General features: G+C 53.9%; 24 protein-coding genes. 2 read left to right on the top strand and 22 right to left on the bottom strand.

Going from position 1 to position 20,061, the window contains the following annotated elements; all coding sequences use genetic code 11:
* Positions 1-56: 56 nt before the first annotated feature.
* From potD to potA, 4 genes are read right to left on the bottom strand one after another with little or no spacing between them, the layout of a single operon-like run.
* Positions 57-1,100, bottom strand: coding sequence for a spermidine/putrescine ABC transporter substrate-binding protein PotD (potD, locus tag Q3H59_RS12480; RefSeq protein WP_309835146.1), 1,044 nt, complete (start codon positions 1,098-1,100; stop codon positions 57-59).
* 10 nt (positions 1,101-1,110) lie between these two features.
* Entirely contained in the window at positions 1,111-1,884 is a 774-nt protein-coding gene (gene potC / locus Q3H59_RS12475) for a spermidine/putrescine ABC transporter permease PotC (RefSeq protein ID WP_061716930.1), read from the bottom strand.
* Positions 1,881-2,741 carry a spermidine/putrescine ABC transporter permease PotB gene (gene potB / locus Q3H59_RS12470; protein WP_101760814.1) on the bottom strand — a complete coding sequence of 287 codons (861 nt, stop codon included), beginning with the start codon at positions 2,739-2,741 and terminating at the stop codon, positions 1,881-1,883. The genes potC and potB overlap by 4 nt, the downstream gene beginning before the upstream one ends.
* Positions 2,725-3,837, bottom strand: coding sequence for a spermidine/putrescine ABC transporter ATP-binding protein PotA (gene potA / locus Q3H59_RS12465; protein WP_110865941.1), 1,113 nt, complete (start codon positions 3,835-3,837; stop codon positions 2,725-2,727). The genes potB and potA overlap by 17 nt, the downstream gene beginning before the upstream one ends.
* Positions 3,838-4,136: 299 nt before the next feature.
* On the opposite strand from potA, the gene pepT reads away from it, so the two are divergent.
* Positions 4,137-5,366: a peptidase T gene (pepT, locus tag Q3H59_RS12460; protein WP_309835141.1), complete on the top strand. Its 1,230-nt coding sequence runs from the start codon at positions 4,137-4,139 to the stop codon at positions 5,364-5,366.
* 236 nt (positions 5,367-5,602) lie between these two features.
* On the opposite strand, the gene Q3H59_RS12455 is transcribed toward pepT, so the two are convergent.
* The 8 genes from Q3H59_RS12455 to rluE form a co-directional block, all read right to left on the bottom strand.
* Positions 5,603-6,724, bottom strand: coding sequence for a cupin domain-containing protein (locus Q3H59_RS12455; RefSeq protein WP_101760811.1), 1,122 nt, complete (start codon positions 6,722-6,724; stop codon positions 5,603-5,605).
* A 57-nt stretch (positions 6,725-6,781) separates the two neighbouring features.
* Complete coding sequence (phoQ, locus tag Q3H59_RS12450) at positions 6,782-8,242, bottom strand: two-component system sensor histidine kinase PhoQ (RefSeq protein WP_101760810.1); 1,461 nt, start codon at positions 8,240-8,242, stop codon at positions 6,782-6,784.
* Positions 8,243-8,245: 3 nt separating this feature from the next.
* Positions 8,246-8,914: a two-component system response regulator PhoP gene (phoP, locus tag Q3H59_RS12445; protein WP_101760808.1), complete on the bottom strand. Its 669-nt coding sequence runs from the start codon at positions 8,912-8,914 to the stop codon at positions 8,246-8,248.
* A 102-nt stretch (positions 8,915-9,016) separates the two neighbouring features.
* Positions 9,017-10,387, bottom strand: a complete 1,371-nt coding sequence (purB, locus tag Q3H59_RS12440) for an adenylosuccinate lyase (protein ID WP_101760807.1) — start codon at positions 10,385-10,387, stop codon at positions 9,017-9,019.
* 44 nt (positions 10,388-10,431) lie between these two features.
* Positions 10,432-11,073, bottom strand: coding sequence for a high frequency lysogenization protein HflD (gene hflD / locus Q3H59_RS12435; protein WP_222233269.1), 642 nt, complete (start codon positions 11,071-11,073; stop codon positions 10,432-10,434).
* Positions 11,074-11,109: 36 nt separating this feature from the next.
* A complete protein-coding gene (mnmA, locus tag Q3H59_RS12430; RefSeq protein WP_309835134.1) occupies positions 11,110-12,222 on the bottom strand; it encodes a tRNA 2-thiouridine(34) synthase MnmA in 1,113 nt (370 codons plus the stop codon).
* 42 nt (positions 12,223-12,264) lie between these two features.
* A complete protein-coding gene (locus tag Q3H59_RS12425) occupies positions 12,265-12,738 on the bottom strand; it encodes an NUDIX domain-containing protein (protein WP_101760804.1) in 474 nt (157 codons plus the stop codon).
* A 30-nt stretch (positions 12,739-12,768) separates the two neighbouring features.
* The gene (gene rluE, locus Q3H59_RS12420) at positions 12,769-13,407 is read right to left on the bottom strand and encodes a 23S rRNA pseudouridine(2457) synthase RluE (RefSeq protein WP_370581444.1); all 639 of its coding nucleotides are present in this window, start codon (positions 13,405-13,407) and stop codon (positions 12,769-12,771) included.
* Positions 13,408-13,538: 131 nt separating this feature from the next.
* On the opposite strand from rluE, the gene icd reads away from it, so the two are divergent.
* The gene (gene icd, locus Q3H59_RS12415) at positions 13,539-14,789 is read left to right on the top strand and encodes an NADP-dependent isocitrate dehydrogenase (RefSeq protein WP_309835130.1); all 1,251 of its coding nucleotides are present in this window, start codon (positions 13,539-13,541) and stop codon (positions 14,787-14,789) included.
* 123 nt (positions 14,790-14,912) lie between these two features.
* On the opposite strand, the gene Q3H59_RS12410 is transcribed toward icd, so the two are convergent.
* From Q3H59_RS12410 to Q3H59_RS12365, 10 genes are read right to left on the bottom strand one after another with little or no spacing between them, the layout of a single operon-like run.
* Positions 14,913-16,037 carry a phage integrase Arm DNA-binding domain-containing protein gene (locus Q3H59_RS12410; RefSeq protein WP_309835128.1) on the bottom strand — a complete coding sequence of 375 codons (1,125 nt, stop codon included), beginning with the start codon at positions 16,035-16,037 and terminating at the stop codon, positions 14,913-14,915.
* Positions 16,030-16,260, bottom strand: coding sequence for an excisionase (locus Q3H59_RS12405; RefSeq protein ID WP_309835126.1), 231 nt, complete (start codon positions 16,258-16,260; stop codon positions 16,030-16,032). Before Q3H59_RS12405 ends, Q3H59_RS12410 begins: the two co-directional genes overlap by 8 nt.
* Positions 16,261-16,311: 51 nt before the next feature.
* Positions 16,312-16,650, bottom strand: coding sequence for a hypothetical protein (locus Q3H59_RS12400; RefSeq protein ID WP_309835124.1), 339 nt, complete (start codon positions 16,648-16,650; stop codon positions 16,312-16,314).
* Positions 16,643-16,801: a hypothetical protein gene (locus Q3H59_RS12395; RefSeq protein WP_309835123.1), complete on the bottom strand. Its 159-nt coding sequence runs from the start codon at positions 16,799-16,801 to the stop codon at positions 16,643-16,645. Before Q3H59_RS12395 ends, Q3H59_RS12400 begins: the two co-directional genes overlap by 8 nt.
* A 2-nt stretch (positions 16,802-16,803) precedes the next feature.
* Positions 16,804-17,103, bottom strand: coding sequence for a hypothetical protein (locus Q3H59_RS12390; RefSeq protein WP_309835121.1), 300 nt, complete (start codon positions 17,101-17,103; stop codon positions 16,804-16,806).
* Positions 17,100-17,777 carry a hypothetical protein gene (locus tag Q3H59_RS12385; protein WP_309835119.1) on the bottom strand — a complete coding sequence of 226 codons (678 nt, stop codon included), beginning with the start codon at positions 17,775-17,777 and terminating at the stop codon, positions 17,100-17,102. Before Q3H59_RS12385 ends, Q3H59_RS12390 begins: the two co-directional genes overlap by 4 nt.
* Positions 17,770-18,264, bottom strand: a complete 495-nt coding sequence (locus tag Q3H59_RS12380) for a class I SAM-dependent methyltransferase (protein WP_309836696.1) — start codon at positions 18,262-18,264, stop codon at positions 17,770-17,772. The genes Q3H59_RS12385 and Q3H59_RS12380 overlap by 8 nt, the downstream gene beginning before the upstream one ends.
* Positions 18,264-18,788: a hypothetical protein gene (locus Q3H59_RS12375; RefSeq protein ID WP_309835116.1), complete on the bottom strand. Its 525-nt coding sequence runs from the start codon at positions 18,786-18,788 to the stop codon at positions 18,264-18,266. Before Q3H59_RS12375 ends, Q3H59_RS12380 begins: the two co-directional genes overlap by 1 nt.
* An 11-nt stretch (positions 18,789-18,799) precedes the next feature.
* Positions 18,800-18,961, bottom strand: coding sequence for a DUF1317 family protein (locus Q3H59_RS12370; RefSeq protein ID WP_309835112.1), 162 nt, complete (start codon positions 18,959-18,961; stop codon positions 18,800-18,802).
* A complete protein-coding gene (locus Q3H59_RS12365; RefSeq protein ID WP_309835110.1) occupies positions 18,945-19,466 on the bottom strand; it encodes a hypothetical protein in 522 nt (173 codons plus the stop codon). The genes Q3H59_RS12370 and Q3H59_RS12365 overlap by 17 nt, the downstream gene beginning before the upstream one ends.
* Positions 19,467-20,061: the final 595 nt, after the last annotated feature.

The raw sequence follows: 20,061 nt of genomic DNA, 5'->3' as shown, positions 1-20,061 counted from the left end.
GACGGAACCCTCTCGCGCTTGCGAGAGAGGTTAGAGTGAGGGGAAGCCGCAGAGAGTTAACGTCCCGCCTTCAGCTTCTGGAACAACGTCTCATACTGCACGCTGGCGTCACCGACATCGTTCTGCCACTCGCCGTTTTTGATCACATCCTCAGCAGGATAAAGCGAAGGATCGCTGGCCACTTCCTGTGGCAGTAACTTCTTCGCTGCCAGGTTTGGCGTGGGATAGCCGATGGTTTCCGCCACCTGTGCCGCCACATCCGGACGCAGCAGGAAGTTAATCAGCTTTAGCGCGCCTTCACGGTTTTTCGCATTGGCCGGAATCGCCAGGTTATCCATCCAGAAAATCCCGCCTTCCTGTGGCCAGATAATCTGCAGCGGCGTACCTGCCTGGCGCGCCACGTAAGCGGAACCGTTCCAGATCATCCCAACGTTCACTTCGCCTTCCATAAATGGATTTCCCGGATTATCGGAGTTAAACGCCAGCACGTTCGGCATCAGCTTTTTCAACTCTTCATAAGCGGCTTCGATCTGCTTGGGATCGCGGGTGTTGCCCGAATAGCCCAGCTTAAGCAGCGCCATCTGGAACACTTCACGCGCATCGTCGGTCAGCAGCAGGCTTTGCTTATACTCAGGCTTCCACAAATCGGCCCAGCGGGTAATGCTTTTGGCATCCACTTCGTCAGTGTTGATGCCAATGGCGGTCGCGCCCCAGATATAGGGGATCGAGTAATCATTGTTAGGATCAAACGGCTTGTTGAGCAGGTTAGGATCGAGGTTTTTGAAGTTGCTGAGCTGGGTTTTATCGATCTTTTGCAGCATGCCTTCATTACGCATTTTGGCGACGAAGTAGGTTGAAGGCACCACCAAATCGTAGGCGCCATCTTTCCAGGTCTTCAGCTTGGCATACATGCTTTCATTGGATTCGTAGGTGGAGTAAATCACCTTGATGCCGGTCTCTTTGGTGAACTGCTCCAGCAGTCCCGGCGGCACGTATTCGGTCCAGTTATAGAAGTAGAGCGTTTTGCCGGCATCCGCCTGCGCGCTCTGCATGCCCAATGCCAGCGCCCCAGCCGCCAGCCAGTGAGACCACTTTTTCATCGATTATCCTCTATTTGGTTTTATCACGGAGCAACAGCTGACTGAGCGCCACCAACAGCAGCGACAGCAGCAGCAAAATTGTCGCCAGCGCGTTCACTTCCGGTGACACGCCAACTTTCACCATCGAATAGATTTTTAACGGCAAAATTTCGAAGCTCGGGCCGGTGACGAACGACGATACCACGACATCGTCCATCGACAGCGTAAAGCTCAGCAGCCAACCCGCTGCGACCGCCGGCAGCGCCAGCGGCAGCAGAATTTTGCGCAAAATGGTGACTTCGCTGGCACCAAGATCTTTGGCGGCTTCCAGCATGCGCACATCAAACCCTTTCAGGCGCGAATAGACGGTGATGACCACAAACGGCAGGCAGAAGGTGATATGCGAGAACAGCAGCGACCAGAAGCCCAGCGAAATGCCCAGCAGCATAAACAGCACCAGCAGCGAAATCGCCATCACGATATCCGGCGACATCATCACCACAAACAGCATGCCGCTGACGAACGGTTTACCACGGAAGCGATAGCGATAGAGCGCGACGGCGGTCAGCGAGCCGATAATCGTGGCGCAGCTGGCAGAGAGCACGCCCATCAGCAATGAATGTTGTGCCGCCTGAATCAGGCTGTCGTTATTCATCAGCAGGCGATACCACTGCGTGCTGAAGCCCTGCCAGTTAATGCCGAAACGCGAACGGTTGAAGGAGTTGACGATCAGAATGATGATCGGGATATAAAACCAGGCATAAATCACGGCCATGAAGCCGCCACGTAACCAGCGCGCCATCATTGCAGTTCCACCTTGCTGTTCAGCATACGCGCTGCGCGCCAGTAAGCCAGCAGCATCAGCCCCATCAGCAGCGTCATCACAATGCTGGTGGCAGCACCGAACGGCCAGTCACGGATATTCAGGAACTGGCTCTTGATCACGTTGCCAATTAACAGGTTTTTCGCGCCGCCCAGCAAATCCGCTACAAAGAACAAGCCCATCGCCGGGATAAACACCAGCAGGCAACCAGCGACAATGCCCGGCATGGTGAGCGGCAGAATGATGCGTAAAAAGGTTTTCACTTTGTTCGCGCCAAGATCGCGCGCCGCTTCGAGGCAGGATTTATCCAGCTTTTCCAGGCTGGAGTAGAGCGGCAGCACCATAAACGGCAGCAGAATGTAGATCAGCCCCAGAATCACCGCTTCCGAGGTGTACATGATGCGAAACGGTTTATCGATCACCCCAAGCCACAGCAAAAATTCATTCAGCCAGCCGCGCGTGCTGAGGAAGATTTTCAGACCGTAGATACGGATCAGCGAGTTGGTCCAGAACGGCACAATCAGCAGGAACAGCATCAACGGACGCAGGCGCGCCGGCAGTTTCGTCAGACACCAGGCAAACGGATAACCGAGCAGCAGGCAGCACAGCGTGGCGATCAACGCCATATTCAGCGAGTGCAGCAGCACATCAGCGTAGAGCGGATCGAGCAGCCGCGTGTAGTTATTGAGGGTGAAGGCCATACTGACAAAATGCGCATCATCGCGCGTCAGGAAGCTGGTGGCGAAAATCATCAGGTTAGGCAGCAGCACAAACAGCGTGAGCCAGCTGACGATCAGGGCAACAATGACTTTCTGCAGGCGGTTACGCATCAACTTCATACGGCAACACCACCTCCCAGTTGGCGACCCAGCTGACGGCCATTTTCTGGTTCAGCGAGTGATCAAAATCGGGATCGTCTTCGTTGAAGAACTCGCTCACCGTCAGCAGCTTGCCGTTCTCCAGCTCAACAGTAGACTCCAGCGTCATGCCTTTATAGTTGCGCTCGCGCACGAAGCCGATCAGATTATCGCTGCGGCTGTCGTGATCGATCTCTTCAACGCGCAGATCTTCCGGGCGCAGCAGCACGTGCAGTTTATCGCCGACGCTGACCGGGAAATCACATTGCAGCGTGCATTCAAGGCCTTCCACGCGCGCGCGGATTGTAGGCGCATGATCGCTGTTCAGCACCTCGGCATCGAACACGTTAATCTCGCCAATAAAGCGCGCCACAAACAGGTTGGCGGGCTCTTCGTAAATCTCGCGTGGCGTGCCGTCCTGTTCGATGCGGCCATCGCGCATTACCACGATACGATCGGACATGGTCAGCGCCTCTTCCTGATCGTGCGTCACAAACACAAAGGTGATGCCAAGCTTACGCTGTAGCGCTTTGAGCTCGTTTTGCATCTGGCGCCGCAGCTTGTAATCCAGCGCCGACAGCGACTCGTCCAGCAGCAGCACTTTCGGGCGATTAACCACCGCGCGCGCAATCGCCACGCGCTGCTGCTGACCGCCCGAAAGCTGATGCGGACGGCGATCGGCAAAACTCTCCAGCTGCACCATCGCCAGCGCATCGTTAACGCGCGTGGTGATCTCCGCCGCCGGGGTTTTCTGCATGCGCAGGCCAAAGGCGACGTTCTCAAACACCGACATGTGCGGGAACAGCGCGTAGCTCTGAAACACGGTATTAATGTGGCGATGCTCGGCGGGCAGATCGGTGATGTCGTTGTCATCAAGAGTGATATGACCGCGATCGGCCGCTTCCAGCCCGGCAATCAGGCGTAAAATGGTGGTTTTTCCGCAGCCGGAAGGGCCAAGCAGCGTGATGAACTCGCCGTGACGGATGGTCAGGTCAAAGTCAGAGATGATGGTTTTGCCATCAAAAGCTTTACTGATGCCAGAAAGCGTAACCAGCGCAGGCGCGCGTGTTTGCGTCATTTTAGTCACTCAGTCTGATGGTGAATCAGGTTACAGCATAGCCGCTGGTGGCCGCTTGCTGTGATGAAGGGCGCGATGATACCGCAAAAATGTGTCAATGCCATGTTTTGCCACGGATTTACCTTGAAAACTCTGAAAAATGCCGGAGTATGCGTAACGGATAAGTCAGACAGGCGCGAGTGAGCGAATTTTCAACGCAAGTCACGTTGAGAGAGCTAACCTGAAGGATAATGATTTGACGCAACATGGTGCCATTTGGCCACCATGATAATGACGCAGGTTCTTTAGAGGGATGACAGATGGATCAATTACTTGAGCGTTTTCTCAGTTATGTTGCAGTAGAAACTCAGTCAAAACCTCAGGCACGACAGGTGCCAAGCAGCGAAGGGCAGTGGACGCTGGCGCGTCAATTACAGGAAGAACTTATCGCGCTGGGCTTTGTTGATGTCTCTCTGAGCGATCACTGCTGTGTGATGGGCACCTTACCGGCTAACGTTGATTGGGCCACGCCGGTGATCGGCTTTATTTCGCATATGGACACCTCGCCGGATTTTACCGCCAAAAACGTCAATCCGCAGATTATTGAAAACTATCGCGGTGGCGATATCGCGCTCGGCAACGGTGATGAAATTCTGTCACCGGTGATGTTCCCGGTACTGCATAAGCTGATCGGTCATACGCTGATCACCACCGATGGCAAAACGCTGCTCGGCGCGGATGATAAAGCCGGTATCGCCGAGATCATGACCGCGATGGCGCGTCTGGCAAAAGGGGATACGCCACACGGTGCGATTCGCGTGGCCTTTACACCCGATGAAGAGATTGGTCGCGGCGCGTCGCACTTCGACGTCGAAGGCTTTGCCGCCGATTGGGCGTATACCGTTGATGGCAGCGATCTCGGCGAGTTCGAGTTCGAGAACTTCAATGCCGCTACCGCGATGGTTAAAATCACCGGCAACAACGTGCATCCAGGCAGCGCTAAAAATGTGATGGTCAATGCGTTGGATCTGGCGATGCGCTTCCACGCGGAACTGCCAGCCAAAGAGAAGCCGCAGTATACCGACGGCTATGAAGGCTTCTTCCATCTGCACACCATCAAAGGCACGGTTGAACATGCCGAGCTGATGTATTTGATCCGCGATTTTGATGCCGACAGCTATGAACAGCGTAAACAGCTACTGGAAGAGATTGGTCAGCGCGTCAGCAAAGGGCTGCAAAGCGAATGTTCGGTGAAAGTAGAGATCAGCGACAGTTATCGCAACATGCGCGAGAAAGTCGAACCGCATCCGCACATTATTGAGCTGGCGCTGCAGGCGATGCGCGATTGCGGCATCGAACCGAACGTCAAACCGATTCGCGGCGGCACCGACGGCTCTGCGCTGTCGTGGAAAGGATTGCCATGCCCGAACCTGTTCACCGGCGGCTACAATTATCACGGCAAGCACGAGTTCGCCTCACTCAATGTGATGGCACAGTCGGTGGATGTGATTGTGCGTTTGGCTGAGCTGACGGGGCAGAAGAAGGGGTGATGGTGCTTGCTTAGTGCGGGTTGTCCCCCATCCCGGCCTTCCCCCATAAATGGGGGAAGGAGACGCTGCCACATGTAGCTTCAGAACGAACATATGGCAGCATCTTCCTCCCCCATTTATGGGGGAGGACCGAGGAGGGGGACAGCCAGCACCCACCGAGCACCCACCGAGGAGGGGGACAGCGAGCACCCACCGAGCACCGTCCGAGTTTTAGAGACCCCGAGACAGACTGAAACTTACTCGCCGAAGAACCAATACCCGCTATTCACCAACGCCGCCAGCTGCGCCAGCAGTGAAGGGTCATCCAGCGCATCGCCGAAATCTTCCAGCGTCAGCACGTGATTGTGCGCCAATGCCGCCAGCACATGCGGATGGCTGCTGGTGACCGATTCACCGTTCACAAACACCACATCGCCAATGGTCAATACGCGCAGGCCGCCGAGCCGCGTCAGCGCATCGCCTTGCTGCAATGCATCGTAAATTTCGTCCGGTTGATACGGCGGCTCTGGCGGCGCGACGTCCAGCTCATGACGCGATTGAGAAATAAACTCGCCAAACCACTGATTAAACTGCTCCGGCTGGTTAATCACATCCATCATGACTTTGCGGATGCCTTCCAGTTCTGACGGCAGAATTTGCGATGGGCATTCACGCGATGGCACATCGGGATCGCTGTAGCGGTAGCTGCCCAATTCGTTGGCCAGCATGTGATCGGCAAAACCGCTGATCAGCTCGCGACCGTTCGGTGCGCGGAAGCCGACCGAATAGTTGATGGCGTTTTCCAGCGAATAGCCTTCGTGCGGGAATCCTGGCGGAATATAGAGAATATCGCCGGGCTCCATCTCTTCATCGATGATGGCGTCGAAAGGCTCAACCTGCAGCAGATCCGGATGCGGGCAGTGCTGTTTCAACGGCACTTTTTCACCCACGCGCCAGCGACGGCGGCCAGTGCCCTGAATGATAAACACATCGTACTGATCGAAATGCGGACCGACGCCGCCGCCCGGCACGGCAAACGAGATCATCAGGTCGTCAACACGCCAGTCGGGCAGAAAACGGAACGGACGCATCAGTGCGGCAGAAGGTTCATGCCAATGGTTGACCGCCTGAACCAGCAGCGACCAGTTGCTCTCACCGAGATGATCGTAGCTTTCAAACGGGCCGTGGCTGACTTGCCATTTGCCCTCGTTATGGCTGACAAGGCGGCTATCCACCTCATTTTCCATCGCCAGACCGGCCAGCTCGTCAGGAGAAATAGGATCGACGAAGTTTTTAAATCCACGTTTAAGCACCACCGGGCGTTTCTGCCAGTAGCGTTGAATAAAGTCGGGCCAGTTGATATCGAGCTGATAGTCCATATGAGGAGTCCGTTTGCTGCAAAGAATGATGGCAAGTATAACAGCCCGCGTCCCTTTCTACTCGCGGTGATGCTCGACTTCCTGGCGCTGGAAAATCACTTCCATGCGCGCGCCGCCGAGCGGGCTGGTGGTGGCGATCACCTGGCCGGCGTACTGTTCGAGGATGTCGCGCACCACGGCTAAACCTAATCCCTGGCCGGGACGCAAGGTGTCGGCACGTTGACCGCGCACGAAGATCAGATCGCGTTTGCTCTCCGGGATGCCGGGGCCGTCATCATCAATAAACAGATGCAAAGTGTTGTCGGTTTGTCGTGCGGTGACTTCAATAAATTCGAGGCAATATTTGCAGGCGTTATCCAGCACGTTGCCAAGCACTTCCATAAAGTCATTCTTATCGCCGATAAAGGTCAGCTCCGGCGAGATATCCAACGTGATCGCCACGCCCTTGCGTTGATAGACTTTATTCAGTGCCGAGCACAGGCTATCGAGCAGCGCCGAAACCGAATGCAAATCGCGCTGCAGAGGATTGTGATCGGCCTGCATGCTGGCGCGATGCAGGTAATAACCAATCTGCTGCGAGATGCGGCTGATCTGCTCCAGCATCACCGGTTCGGCCTGTTCAATGGTTAACTCTTTACCATTTCGTAACGATCGCAGCGTACTTTGCAGCACTGCCAGCGGGGTTTTAAGGCTATGGGTGACATCCGACAAGGTGGTGCGATAGCGCGTGTAGCGTTGACGTTCGTTGGTCAGCAGCAGGTTAAGATTGCGCACCAGACTGCGTAACTCTTGCGGCGGATTGTCATCAAGATTCTCGCGCTGACCGGTTTCCAGCTCGCGCACCTGCGAAGTGAGATCGCCAATCGGCCGCAAACTCCAGTGCGCCGCCAGCCACAGCAGCGGGATCACCAGCAGCAGATTGGCCGCCAGCACATAGCTAAACCACGACCACACCACATCGGAATGCTGCAACTCTTGCGGAATTGAGTCGACCACCACAATGGTCAGCGCCGGTAAGTTAGTGGTGGCATCGTAGCGATTGACCGCGACCGAGTGGGTGAAGGTGTCACTGCTGTCGCTATCCAGCGCGTGCAGCCGCTCTTTCGCCTGCGGGTTGTTGCCCATCGCCGCCATGCTGGTGCGATTGCTGGTATCGATTTCGTAGAAATCGGGCTTGAGCAGCCATTCACGATGAATCTTTTTGCGGATTTCGGGCACATCGCGCTGCTGCCACAGCAGTTTGCCGCGTTCATCGTAGATAAAGACCAGCGTGGGGAAATTGAGCGTCATGCGCTCCGGCTGCCCAATGGTGAGCTGATTGTCGTGCCACTGCGCCAGCGTAAAGAACAGATTGCTCTCGCCGCGCATCACGCGATAGGTATTTTTATCGAAGCTGACGACATAGCCAACCACCGCGACCATGCCGTAGGAGAGTGACAAAAACAACACGATCGCCGCGGTCGCCAGCAGAAAACGAGCGCGGAGAGAGAAGGGGCGTAAACGCCGGAACCACGTCATAAATCAGAGATCAAAGCGATAGCCCTGGCCGCGTACGGTGTTGATCACTTCGGTTGGATAGAGTGAGAGAATTTTTTTACGCAGACGGCCCATCAACACGTCGATGGTGTGACTTTCGCGCAGTTCGGCATCCGGATAGAGTTGCAGCATCAGCGAATCTTTGCTCACCACTTTACCCGCGTTGCGAATCAGGGTTTCGACGATGGTGTATTCGAAAGCGGTCAATTTTACCGGTTCATCTTGCACCGTCAATTCGCGGCGAGAGAGATCGACCTGGAACGGCGGCATAGAGATAATTTGCGACGCGTGTCCGCTGTTGCGACGCATCAACGCCTGCAAGCGTGCAGCCACTTCTTCAATGTGGAACGGCTTGGTGACATAGTCGTCGGCACCCGCTTCCAGCGCTTCCACCTTGGCCTGCCAGCCTTCGCGCGCGGTTAAGACCAGAATCGGTTGACGTACCGCATCGGTGCGCCAGCGGCGAATCAGCGACATGCCATCTTCATCGGGCAAACCGAGATCGACCAGCGCGATGTCGGGGACATGTTCTTGCAGGAAATAATCCGCTTCTTTGGCATCTTCTGCGGCGTCGACCTGATGGCCCATTTCACGCAATTGCACGGCGAGGTGATGGCGTAGCAGCGCATTATCTTCCACAACCAGAACACGCATAGTATTTCCTTAGCTTCGAACGTAGTGATGATGAGGAGAGTATACGCAAAGCCAGCTAAACCAGAGAACAACCAGGCGCGCGAAACGCGCCTGGCCACCGCATTACTTCAAATCATCAACCATCTGAATCGCACGGCCGAGGTAGTTGGCTGGCGTCATCTGCTTCAGACGCACTTTTTCCTCTTCCGGCAGTTCGAGGCTATCGATAAAGGTTTGCATACCGGCAGCATCAACGCGTTTACCGCGCGTCAGCTCTTTCAGCTTCTCGTACGGTTTTTCGATACCATAACGACGCATCACGGTTTGGATCGGCTCAGCCAGTACTTCCCAGTTGTGATCCAGCTCGTCCAGCAGACGATCGCGGTTCACTTCCAGTTTAGAGATGCCTTTCAGTGTGGCTTGATAAGCGATCAGTGCATAACCGATGCCCACGCCAAGGTTACGCAGCACGGTGGAGTCGGTCAGGTCGCGCTGCCAGCGTGACACCGGCAGTTTGCTGGCCAGATGCTGCATCATGGCGTTAGCCAGGCCGAGGTTGCCTTCGGAGTTTTCGAAGTCAATCGGGTTCACTTTGTGCGGCATGGTGGACGAACCGATTTCACCGGCGATGGTTTTCTGCTTGAAGTGATTGAGCGCCACGTAGCCCCAGATATCACGATCAAAGTCGATCAGAATGGTGTTGAAGCGCGCGATGCAATCAAACAGTTCAGCGATGTAATCGTGCGGCTCAATCTGCGTGGTATACGGGTTCCAGGTGAGACCTAAGGAGGTAACAAACTGCTCGCTCAGCTGGTGCCAATCCACTTCCGGGTAGGCGGAGATGTGGGCGTTATAGTTACCGACCGCACCGTTGATTTTACCCAGCACGTCAATTTTGCTCAGCTGACGCAACTGGCGCTCGAGACGGTATGCCACGTTCGCCATCTCTTTACCCATGGTTGACGGCGTTGCCGGCTGGCCATGGGTGCGCGACAGCAGCGGAATGTCACGGTATTCGTGTGCCAGACCTTTAACAGCATCGATCAGTTGGTTCCAGAACGGCACGATCACATCACGACGAGCGGTTTCCAGCATCAGCGCATGCGACAGGTTGTTGATATCTTCGGAGGTACAGGCGAAGTGAATGAATTCAGACACCGCATGCAGCGCGGGTACATCGGCCACTTTCTCTTTCAGGAAATACTCCACGGCTTTGACGTCGTGGTTGGTGGTGCGCTCGATGGTTTTGATGCGTGCCGCGTCTTCTTCGCTGAAATTGGCGACAATGGCATCAAGGAAAGCGTTTGCGTCGGCATCAAATGCAGGAACTTCCTTGATCTCGACAGTCGTGGCCAATTTTTGTAACCAGCGAACCTCAACCTCAACGCGGAATTTCAGCAAACCGAACTCGCTGAAAATGGCGCGCAGTGGGCTGACTTTATCGCCGTAACGACCATCGACAGGTGAAACGGCGGTCAGAGAGGATAATTCCATCAGTGCAACTCCTGAATCGTTTAACAATTATGCCGGGGCGGCGCTTAATACGCCGGGCCCAGGCGGGATAAAATGGTTTTGGCTTCGCTCAGCAAGCGCTGGCGCGAGAACATCAGCTGCAGACGGCCACCGCCAACCTGCTGCCATAACACCGCAGAGCGAATGCCGGCCAGCAAGGCGGCGCGCACTTTACTCTGCACTTGTGAATTCTGTAGCACCTGCGGTGAACCGGTCACCTGAATGCGCGGGCCCAGCGGGCTAATTACATCCACATAAATGCCGGCCATTGCGCTGATGATGGTGTCCGATTCCAGCTCGTAATGCGCCAGCTGGCGGTCAAGCTGGCCGATGCGTTGTGCCAGCGTGTTCATCGCGGTTTTGTTGCCATGCAGCTTACGCTCCAGCACCATCATGCTTAAGGTATAACGGGTCAGTTCAGCGCTGGCACCCTGACGATTGCTGCTGTTGAGCACCGCCATCAAGGTCTCTAATCCAACCTTTAAATTGGCTTCGTCGTTGCCAAACACTGCCAGCGTCGAACCGGGATTGAGATCGATCAGGCTGCGCAGCGACACATTCATTGCCGCGTTATTGCAATTTCCCTGCTGCGCGAGCTGTTGCACCACATGGGCGGCCTGGCATACGCCCGCCAGCGCCAGCGTAATCTCATAATAGTTCTTAGCCACGCTTAACTCCTGTCATCGCGTCGGGCAGCGCCGACCTTAGGCTTCTGCCAGAGGCAGGCGTTGTTCGATAATGCCGCCGCCGAGGCACACTTCACCGAGATAGAACACGGCGGATTGGCCTGGCGTGACGGCCGCAACCGGCTCGTCAAAACGGACTTCAATACGGTCATCGCCGTGCGGAATAATTTCACACGGAATGTCGGTCTGGCGATAGCGGGTTTTCACCGTGCAGCGCAGCGGCGCGGTCATTGGCTGGCGATCAACCCAGTGCAGCTGTTGGGCAATCAACCCCACGGACATCAGGCGCGGATGCTCGCCGCCTTGCGCCACGATCAGGCGATTGCGCGCCACATCTTTGTCGACCACATACCAGGGATCGTCGTTGCTCTCTTTACGGCCGCCGATGCCCAGACCTTTACGCTGGCCGAGCGTGTGGTACATCAAGCCCTGATGTTCACCGACGATTTCGCCGTCAACGGTTTCGATTTCGCCCGGCTGCGCAGGCAGATAACGACCAAGGAAGTCGCGGAACTTGCGCTCACCGATAAAGCAGATGCCGGTGGAATCTTTCTTCTTTGCGGTGATCAGATCCAGCTGCTCAGCGATGCGGCGCACTTCCGGCTTATCCAGTTCGCCAACCGGGAACAGGCTTTGCGCGATCTGCTGGTGGCTGAGCGTGTAGAGGAAATAGCTCTGATCTTTGTTGCCGTCGAGGCCGCGCAGCAAGCGGCTTTGGCCATCCACATCCTGACGGCGCACGTAGTGGCCGGTGGCGATGAAGTCTGCGCCGAGATCATCCGCCGCGAATTCGAGGAAGGCTTTGAACTTGATCTCTTTGTTGCACAGGATGTCAGGATTCGGCGTGCGGCCGGCTTTGTACTCTTCCAGGAAGTGCTCGAACACGTTATCCCAGTACTCAGCGGCGAAGTTGATTTTGTGCAGTTTGATGCCGAGTTTGTCACACACGGCTTGTGCGTCAGCCAGATCATCGGCGGCGGTGCAATACTCCTCGCCATCGTCTTCCTCCCAGTTCTTCATGAACAGGCCTTCAACCTGGTAGCCCTGCTGCTGCAGTAACCAGGCGGAAACGGAAGAATCGACGCCGCCGGACATTCCGACGATCACTTTTTTCTGGTTGTTGTCAGACATGACGCACTCTTAAATTACGATAAAAACAGGCGGCGCATTCTATCATGCAGAAGCGGGGCGCGCACCCTCATGAAACGGCCACTGGAACGGCGCGACCAGATGCAGCGGATAACGCTCGCCTTGTTGCCACAGTCGCACGCTCTCTGCCACTAACGGCGAACGCAGGCGATTGGCCGTCAGAATCTGCTCTGGCGGCAGCCACCAGCAGCAGTCGATGTCGCGATCGTGCGGCGAGGTATCGACTTTTTCGGCCAGATCGAGGCCAAACAGGAAACGCACAAAAGGTGTATCGTCCGGCGCAATCCACTGCTGCACGCCGAGAAAATATTCAGGTTTGGCTTCAATGCCGGTCTCTTCAAACAGTTCACGCTGGGCGGCCTCGAGCAGGGTTTCATTGGCCTCAAGATGCCCGGCGGGCTGGTTCCAGGTAATACGACCGTGCACGCGCTCTTCAACCACCAGCAAATGTCCCTGTGCCTGCACAATACAGGCGACCGTTACATGAGGTTTAAACATCCTTTCTCCGAAATTGTTAACTAAAAGTTATTAAATGGCTGCACTGATATCGCGCCATTCACCCGGGGGCAAATCGCCTAACTGATGTTCGCCCATCGCAAAGCGAATCAGGCGCAATGTCGGAAAGCCGATGTGTGCCGTCATGCGGCGCACCTGGCGATTTCGTCCCTCAAACAAGGTGATTTTCAGCCAGCTGGTGGGAATCGCTTTGCGTTCACGAATCGGCGGCTGGCGCGGCCATAGCCACTCTGGCTCGCCCACTAACTCAATCCCTGCCGGCAAAGTGGGGCCATCGTTCAGCGTCACGCCGCTGCGTAACAGGGATAAATCTGATTCCTGCGGCGCACCTTCCACCTGCACAAAATAGACCTTTCCGGTGCGCTTGCCGGGCTGCGTCAGCGCGGCCTGCAGCGCGCCATCGTTGGTCAAAATCATCAATCCTTCGCTGTCGCGATCGAGTCTGCCAGCGGCGTAGACGTCGCTCACCGGCACAAAATCCTTCAGCGTGCGGCGTCCGGCTTCGTCACTGAATTGCGGCAAAACATCGAATGGTTTGTTAAAGAGTATGACGCGTCTTGGGCCTTTCGGACGGGTATCGCGGCGCACGGGCTTACGTGCCGGGGCGCTTGCGCGCTTATCCTGGTGAATTCGTTGAGAAGTTTTTCGCATGGGCTTTGCAGTCGGAAACATTCGGCGCATTATAGCGCGAAACTACGGTGATTGGCGTAGCGGAAATAATCAAGTAGTATTGACCCGCATCTTACAAATCATTAACAAAAAATCGCTCGAAGGAGAGGTTGATGGAAAGCAAAGTAGTTGTTCCGGCGGAAGGTCAAAAAATCACCCTGGATCAGGGAAAACTGAATGTTCCGAATAACCCGATTATTCCTTACATTGAAGGTGACGGTATCGGCGTTGATGTTTCCCCGGTAATGTTGAAAGTGGTTGATGCCGCTGTGAAGAAAGCCTACAACGGCGAGCGAAAAATTTCCTGGATGGAAATTTATACCGGCGAAAAATCAGTAGAACTCTACGGCCAGGACGTCTGGCTGCCGCAGGAAACCCTCGATTTAATTAAAGAATATCGCGTTGCCATCAAAGGCCCGCTGACTACTCCAGTTGGTGGCGGTATTCGTTCTCTGAACGTTGCGCTGCGTCAGGAGCTGGATCTGTACGTTTGTCTGCGTCCGGTTCGCTACTACAAAGGCACGCCAAGCCCGGTTAAGCGTCCAGAAGAGACCGACATGGTGATCTTCCGTGAAAACTCAGAAGATATCTATGCCGGTATCGAGTGGAAAGCGGGCACGCCAGAAGCGGATAAAGTGATCAAGTTCCTGCGCGAAGAGATGGGCGTGAAGAAAATTCGCTTCCCTGAGCAGTGTGGTATCGGCGTTAAACCATGCTCGGAAGAGGGCACTAAACGTCTGGTGCGCGCAGCAGTTGAATACACCATCACCAACGACCGTGATTCTCTGACCCTGGTTCACAAAGGCAACATCATGAAGTTCACCGAAGGTTCTTTCAAAGACTGGGGTTACCAGTTAGTGAAAGAAGAGTTCGGCGGCGAGCTGATCGATGGCGGCCCGTGGATGAAGTTCAAGAACCCGAACAGCGGTAAAGAGATCATCGTTAAAGACGTGATCGCCGATGCCTTCCTGCAGCAGATCCTGCTGCGTCCGGCGGAATACGACGTGATCGCCTGTATGAACCTGAACGGTGATTACATCTCTGATGCCCTGGCGGCACAGGTTGGCGGTATCGGTATTGCACCAGGCGCCAACATCGGTGACGAATGTGCCCTGTTCGAAGCGACGCACGGTACAGCACCGAAGTATGCAGGTCAGGATAAAGTGAACCCAGGTTCAGTGATCCTGTCGGCAGAAATGATGCTGCGTCACCTGGAGTGGTTCGAAGCGGCTGACCTGATCGTTAAAGGTGTTGAAGGCGCTATCGCTAACAAAACCGTGACCTACGATTTCGAACGTCTGATGGATGGCGCTAAACTGCTGAAATGTTCAGAGTTTGGTGACGCGATCATCAACAACATGTAATAACTCATGTTATTGTCACCCCGATTTCCTTTCAGGAAGTTGGGGTGAATTAACCACCTCGAAATCTCTTCTGCAAAACTCCTGCAAAACCCTTCTGCAAAACTGGCTAAAAATCTCTCTAATTTAGACTGCCACTATCAGCCATTCTTTACCCCTGTCATCATTGTATTTGTCCGTTTGAACCTGATTTTTATGTCCAAGTAGGCGTTTTGTATCCATGCCTTGTTCACGGTAAAGCCGTTCAGCAAGTGACCTTTGTTCGTGGAATGTTGGAGGGGTACCAGATTCCCACTCGATATTGGTCAATTTCCTAGCTTTGCTGAATCCTGTGGTGATAGAGCTGATCGTCAGAGCCTCACCACGTTGTGCCTGAGAAGTAGTGTGATGGTGATGGATCACGAACTTACTCAGGATTCTGTCTCTACATCTCGAAATAACATCTTCAAGCGTCATATTTATCGAGCTGCATCGTAAAGATAAAGGGATTGCTAACTTAGTGCCGGTCTTCTCTTGCTGAATATGTAAGTGACCATCCCAAATATCACTGAATTGCATCTTCGCGATATCCCCTAGGCGTTGACCTGTTACCAGGGCGAGCAGCATTGAATTCTGAACATAGTTCGGTAAGGCTGCGGCGGCATCAAAGATAGCAGTCCATTCTTCAAGATTAAGGCGTTCCCTCTGAACCTTATTGCGGGGCATTCTCGTAGCGAGGGCAGGGTTATAACCAGGTGGAACTTCACCTGCATGTTGCGCCTCTTTATAAAGGTCAATCAGCACCATCCGCACAATCTGGGCCATACGGTTCTGCCCACGCTCTTTGTACTGGTCAAGAAGATCGGCGATTTCACGAACGGAAATATCATCGACACTCTTCAATCCAACTTCAGAAACAAAAACTTTTAGTGGTGCCAGCTTTTGCTTGTGAGTGTTGAACCGAATTTCTCCGGTCTCAAGTCGCTCTGCCTGAATTTCCAGATATTTTTCCACCCAAGCAGAAACAGAAATTCCCTTTTTCTGCTCCCGGCTTATCTCATCTCTCACTTTCAATAGCTGCGCCATTTGCCGTTCTGCCAACCTTGAGTTGGCTTCTATGGCAATTTGCTTTGCTGCGTCACCATCAGTTCCCAAACCGTGAAATTTTCCCGTCACAGGATGCTTGTACCTCCAGTAAACCTTTTGGGTACGAGCATCCGTGAAACAGGAAAGGCCGGGGATATTGACGTTATATTTCCTCGGTCTAGCCATCTTCTAATATCCTCTTGAGGAGTGGGCTATCACTATCCTTAGTCATGGGTTTATCGATCCCCACGAATTTCGCATTACATTCAACACGCCAATGTCTGCCAACCTTACGGGCCGGGGGCGATATCATGCCATTTTTCGCAAACTTATGGAGCGACGCCTTGCCGGGTATCGGCTTCCCAAATTCACTCTCAGCCCACTCTTCAAGAACTACCCAACGAGCCATAAAGAACCTCCACGCATTACCTGCTGCAACAGGTTTACTTGCTGTGACATGTCACAGCGTTATTTTGGTTTCATGCCAGCCGCGATTGGCCCAACATGCTGCTTCGTCTTTGCATGGGCAATCCTGCACCGGCAGTTGATCACCACACTTCCCACATTTCCGCTTACTGATTACCCGAATACGGCCACGCACACGCGCATCATCCTGGCGAATCAGCAGCGCTATATACTCAGCCATCTCATAGGGTTCGCGACCGGGACGACGTGCGGCGCAGTTGTGCGCCAGCATCGCTAACTCCTGACTATCCAGAACCAGCTCCAGTTTCTGCTCACCGGCAGCGGCTTGACGCGCGCGCTGTTCTGCTTTGCGCTCTGCGGGTGACTTAGCCATTTTCCCCCCTAATGACTACCGCTCGCGAATCACGCCATGCGGAGTAAGAGCGGCCAGCAATGTTGATGCGTTGTAGCTTTAGCTGGTGGCGTGGCGACTTCATATTGAGATAATCAAAGCCGGTGCGTCCCAGCTTATGAAGTTTGAACATGGTCAAACCTCCTTACTAACGACCGTAAGCACGCACTCAGGTGCAGGCTTAACAAAACGGCGTCGGTCGGCAATTCGCTGGGCCAGAAGGCGCTGATTCATCATTCGAAGGTTGATCAGCTCATCCGCCATAGATTTCACCACTTCTGGTGGCGCGAAATGATCGTTTAGGTTGTCCCATAAACGGCACATTTCGGTGCTGTTGTTTTTGTTAACATCTTCGTGGTTACCGGCGATCGCCAGTAGCACTTCGGCTGCGCACGCGCTGACATCCTGCAAAGTTTTTAACTTGAGCTTGCTCATGCATCACCCTCCACGCGCTTAAACTCAATGACCCACACCCACGGGTTAGCCTGCCAGCTTTCCTCGCCGTAGATGGATTGCCACAATCCGCCAAACTGGTAAACGGCAGTGTGTCCCATCTCTTCAACTTCGCGAGTGCCAGGCTGGAACCTCAGCGCCTCAAACGTACAACCTTCAGCCTTGGCATCATCCTCTGTAATATCCCAAAGCCGCTCCACACGAACGCCGGTAATCTCCAGCGTTATGCGGGAAGCCCAGCGCGGCATGTGGATGGACGGTGTCCACTTATCAACCACTGCTGGCTTATTGCATTTCTCAATTGGCACGCGGTGCGTCTGATGCGTCCAGCTCTGCTTCTCACTGGATTTATAAACCAGAGTGGCCACGTCAGTAGGCCGGCTATGAACCCGGAATGCCTCACGCACCCATAGGCGATCACCTACTGCACCGAACGGGCATGCAAACAGTTTTGAGCGGACATGATTGCCGGTGGCATTTGACTCGGCCCAGTGGTACTTGCCGGTATCACTGCGGTTAGTGGAGGCAGTAATGCGCAGCAGGCCAAGCTGATTTGATTCAGGCTGCACCTTCATAATCCGGCGCGTCTGCGTCTTTCTGCCTTCCAGAACTGCACGAACCATTTCGGCGTTGAAGATAATTCCGCGCTCACGCATGGTCAGCATCCTTTAAAAAGATAATCCAATGAGTCTTATCGCCTTTGCCGGTTCGCTGCCAGATTGTTGGCTTAACGTCTGTAAGGGCGATTACCAGGCTAACGGGTATCTGCGTTTCATTCCATTTGAAGATGAGCGTGCCGTGTGGCCGCAATACGCGAAACGCCTCGCTGAAACCCGCGCGGATATCGTCACGCCATGTTTTCTTGTTGAGGGCACCGTACTTTTTGCGCATCCAGCTGTTTTCGCCAGCACGCTCAAGATGCGGCGGATCAAATACCACTTGGGCAAAGCTATTATTGGGGAAGGGCAAAGCACGAAAATCTGCGATGATGTCGGGCTCAATATGAAGCGAACGACCGTCACACAGCTTGTGTGATTCTTCGCGGACATCAGCAAAGATTGCGCGCGAATCGCCTTTATCCAACCAGAACATGCGCGAACCGCAGCACATGTCGAGGATCGGCTGATCATATGCAGGCGTCATCACTCACCATCCTTGGCTGCACATAATTGCTTTGCGATAGCAGCCCGCACTTCATCCAAATAATCACGTTTAAATTCATCTGATGATGCGTTCGGCAAGAATTCAAGAGCCGTCAAAAAGCCACCGGATATGTCGTAGGCTTGAGCTGGCGTATCGTTAACAAATCCGCTTTCCCACGCAGCTAACATACGATTGACAGCAAAGTGAATACCTTCAGCCCGTAATGAATTGAGAATTACGTTCGTTTCCGGAGTTGCAAGAGAGCGACTTAAGAAAACGACATCGTCATTTTCACTGGCTTCCTCATGACCGCATGCTGAGCAAGCGGAAAAACCAGCCGCGTGAAGCTCAATGATATTTTTAACAGCGTAGTTTTCAGTAGCCAGCGCCTTATTGCAGGAATCCATAACATCAAGGCGTGTAGCCAGGTCTGATACCAGCTTTGCGATTTCAGTAAGTGGCGCATCTGCGCCCTGTGCTTTAGCTAATGCGTGACCAGCTGCCACGAGTTCTTTGTTAGTCATGCTGGTGGCCCTCAGTGAACGGTACGGCTTGCGCTGTTGAGGCGCTCGGCAGCTTTCTGAGCTGCGATTGGGTTACTGATCACTGAGCCGTCAGGCATAATCCAGCCGGCTAAAATGATGCTGTAGGGCAGGGTGACAATGCCCACGGTGATGTGATCATGCGGATGCTGCATCGACATACTCCCTCTTAGCTGAATCAAACTCGCTGCCTAAAATCTCAACCGCTTGCGCATCTTCATTTGGCTTCGCGCCAGTTTTTACGTAGATGGCATCGCCAAATCGGAAATATGTGATTCCAGTGAGGAACAACATTCCCCAATCCAGACCGATCGAGGTGTAGAACTGATCATTCTCGACTTTAGTTTTTGGATAGTTCTCTTTCCAAATGACCAAAAGTGATTTGTGTTCTTCACTTAGACCCTTTGGCGCGCGCGCTTTAGGCCACGATGCAAATCCGGTATTGCTTGTCGGTTTGGTCCAAAGGTCTTTAGCAACATAAAAACCTTTATCGAACTTCACGCCGTAGAACGTTGAACGACCAACGTCATTGGTGAACACCGGTTTGGCCTGAAATTTCTCAGCCAGGGCAAAGCCCTCGGCACGCATCAACTGCTCATCGCTGCGCAACTTATCCCACGCCGCCAATTGCTCAGGTTTAATAAATTTCCAGTACCCCATACATCCTCCACGCCTGTTTTGGGCTGTAAGAATCCCTTGCCATTGCTGGCAATAAATCACTGAGGGATTCATTTAATTGGCTGACAGGTTCTGCAAAACCTGTAGCCTCGTTACTCCACGTTGAAAGGTATTGCGGTGCCGGGTGCCTCCCGGTGCTCTGGCTGAACTGGCAATAACCAGAGCGGGTTTAGACTTTCAGACTCAACCGATCGCGTAATCGTTAGGGCCAGTTCACCACACTCGCACTTGGTGCCATCACCACAATGGTTGAGAGAACTGTTAGCAATAATTCGGTTAAAGTTCCCACGCCCACCCAATTACCGCCCATGCTCCAGATTTTTCAGTTCTCTCACCATTGTGTGCCGGTTACCCCATCCGGCGCAGGCACTGCCATCAATTATGATTAAGCAACCTGCGGATTTAAGTTGTGATGACCGGTGCTAATCTCCGGCTTTGGTATTCATTGTCATGTCACCGAACGTCTTCGGCTAAACCTCGCTGGAGGGACTTAACCACATGCCCCGCGCCAATAAAGGGTTTCACGCTTAGCTTGCGCATTCACCACAACGTTGAGAGCACTTAACGCCTCTGTGAC

Source organism: Pantoea sp. SORGH_AS_0659, assembly GCF_031453915.1.
Taxonomy (GTDB): Bacteria; Pseudomonadota; Gammaproteobacteria; order Enterobacterales; family Enterobacteriaceae; genus Pantoea; species Pantoea leporis.
The sequence above is the reverse complement of the archived record's forward strand: the minus strand, read 5'-3'. Positions and strand labels throughout refer to the sequence as shown.